General features: G+C 75.3%; 1 protein-coding gene and 1 pseudogene. Both read right to left on the bottom strand.

Features of this window, described 5'->3' with window-relative positions; all coding sequences use genetic code 11:
- A pseudogene (locus SSNG_RS37135) lies at positions 1 to 874 on the bottom strand (beta-ketoacyl synthase N-terminal-like domain-containing protein); the annotation flags it as partial.
- A 39-nt stretch (positions 875 to 913) separates the two neighbouring features.
- Positions 914 to 2,751 (bottom strand): polyketide synthase dehydratase domain-containing protein (locus SSNG_RS37130; RefSeq protein WP_007269141.1); only part of this gene is annotated, 1,838 nt, incomplete at its 5' end.

Below are 2,751 nucleotides of genomic sequence, written 5' to 3'. Positions count from 1 at the left end.
CTGGTGGCCGTTGCGGCGCGCGTCGGAGAGGCGCGTCCACGAGCAGCACTCCGGCGCCCTCGGCCCAGGTGGTGCCGTCGGCGTCGGCGCCGAAGGCCTTGCAGCGGCCGTCGGCGGCCAGCGCGCGCTGCCGGCTGAACTCCACGAACGCGGCGGGGCTGGCCATGACGGCCACGCCCGCGGCCAGGGCGAGCGAGCACTCGCCCTGGCGCAGGGCCTGCACGGCCAGGTGCAGGGCGACCAGGCCGGAGGAGCAGGCGGTGTCGACGGTGACGGCGGGGCCGGCCAGCCCGAAGGTGTAGGCGACCCGGCCGGACAGGACGCTCGACATGGTGCCGGTGCCGATGTAGCCCTCCACGCCGTCCGGCAGGGCGTCCAGCCGGGAGGCGTAGTCGGAGGCGACGGCGCCGACGAAGACGCCCGTCCCGGTGCCCTTCAGCGACAGCGGGTCGTAGCCGGCGCGCTCCAGGGTCTCCCAGGCGGTCTCCAGGAACAGCCGCTGCTGCGGGTCCATGGCGGCCGCCTCGCGCGGCGAGATGCCGAAGAGCTCCGGGTCGAAGAGGGTGGCTCCCTGGAGGAAGCCGCCCTCCCGGACGTACGTCTTGCCGGGGGCGTCGGGGTCGGGGTCGTACAGGTCGGTGTCCCAGCCGCGGTCGGCCGGGAAGGGGCCGATCGCGTCGGTACCGGACGCCACGAGGTTCCAGAAGCCCTCGGGGTCGGTGACCCCGCCCGGGAAGCGGCAGGCCATCGAGACGATGGCGATCGGCTCGGACCCGGCGTCCTCGGCGTCGCGCAGCTGCTGCTTGGTACGGCTCAGATCGGCTGTGACGCGCTTGAGGTATTCGCGGAGCTTCTCTTCGTTGCTCGTCGACATGCTCGGTACTCCTAAGTGGATATGGGACAGAGGAGCAGGTCAGGAAGCTCCCAGTTCCTTGTCGATCAGTGCGAAGATCTCGTCGTCCGTCACCGAGGCGAGGGCTTCGTCGTCGAGGACGTCCGCCTCCGTCTCGGTGCCGCGCCACTTCCACAGCAGCGCCTCCAGGCGCTTGGCGACGGTGTCGCGGGCGTCGCCGTCCGGGTCGGCGTCCGCCAGTACGGCTTCCAGGGCGGCGAGTTCACGCAGCCCGGGCGCTTGCGCGCCGCGGGCGGTGCCCAGCTGGTCGAGGAGGTGCCGGGCGAGGGCAAGCGGGGTCGGGTGGCTGAAGACGAGGGTGGCGGGCAGGGACAGGCCGGTCGCGGCGGTGAGCCGGTTGCGCAGTTCGACGGCGGTCAGCGAGTCGAAACCGAGCTCCCGGAAGGCCCGTTCCGCCTCGACCGATTCCGTCTCCGGGTGGCCGAGGACCGCGGCCACCCGGGTGCGGACGAGGTCGGTGACCGTGCGCTCCTGTTCCTGCGGGGAGAGCGCGGCCAGCCGCTGTGCGAACGATTCGGCCTCCGCCGCGTCCTGCGAGGCGGCCGTCCGGCGTACGGGCGTACGCGTCGCGGTGCCCGCCCCGCCGGTGGCTCCGGCGGCGGCCGCGGCGGCGGACAGTTCCCCGGCGGACACCAGCCGCGACGCGAACGACGCGACGGAGGCCACGGGGCGGCCGGTGGCGTCGGCGACCGTGAGGGCCACCTCGTCCGGGCCGGCCGGGGTCAGGTGCACGCGCACGCGCGAGGCTCCGGCGGCGTGCAGGCGCACTCCGCTCCATGCGAACGGCAGCCAGGCCGTTCCGTCCTCCGCTTCCGGCCCGCTCACCGCCAGCGCGTGGAGCGCGGCGTCGAGCAGGGCCGGGTGGAGGCCGAACCGGCCGGCTTCCTCCTGCTGATCCTCGGGCAGCACCACCTCGGCGTACACCCCGACACCGTCGCCCGGGAGCCAGACCTCGGCCAACCCCTGAAAGGCCGGGCCGTACCCGTACCCCGACCCCGACAGCCCCTCATAGAAGCCGTCGAGGTCCACGCGCTCGGCCCCGGCCGGGGGCCAGGCGGTGAGCTCGCGGCCGGGCTGCGGGGTCTCGGCGCGGCTGAGGACGCCCTGGGCGTGGCGGGTCCAGGGGCCGTCGGCGGCGTCCTGGCGGCCGTACACGGCGACGGTGCGCCGGGAGTCCGGGGCGGGGGCGCCGACGACGATCTGGAGCAGTACGGGGCCCTCGTCGGGCAGGACGAGCGGGGCCTCCAGGGTGAGTTCGTCGAGGGTGTCGCAGCCGGCCTCGTCGCCGGCGCGGACGGCCAGCTCGACGAACGCGGCGCCGGGCAGCACCCGGGCTCCGGCCACGACGTGGTCGGCGAGCCAGGGGTGGGTGCGCAGCGACAGACGCCCGGTGAGGACGGTCTGGCCGCCTTCGGCGAGGCGGACGGCCGCGCCGAGCAGGGGGTGGTCGGCGGCGCCGAGGCCGGCGGCGGCCACGTCGGCGGCGCCGGTGCCGGCGGGGGCCGTCAGCCAGTAGCGCTCGCGCTGGAAGGCGTACGTGGGCAGGTCGACGCCGGAGACGTCCTGGCCGGCGTGGACGGCCCGCCAGTCGACGGGGGCGCCGTGGGTCCAGGCCTCGGCGAGGGAGGCCAGGAAGCGCCGGGGGCCGCCCTCGTCGCGGCGCAGGGTGCCCTGGGTGACGGCGGAGGTGCCGGCGGCCTCGATGGTCTCCTGGACGCCGATGGTCAGCACCGGGTGGGCGCTGGCCTCGACGAAGACCTTGTGGCCGCGCTCCAGGAGGCCGGCTACGGCGTCCTGGAAGCGGACGGTGCGGCGGAGGTTGGTGTACCAGTACTCGG

Source organism: Streptomyces sp. C (assembly GCF_000158895.1).
GTDB lineage: Bacteria > Actinomycetota > Actinomycetes > Streptomycetales > Streptomycetaceae > Streptomyces > Streptomyces racemochromogenes.
Note: the sequence above shows the minus strand (reverse complement) of the source record. Positions and strands in the feature narration are given on the sequence as shown.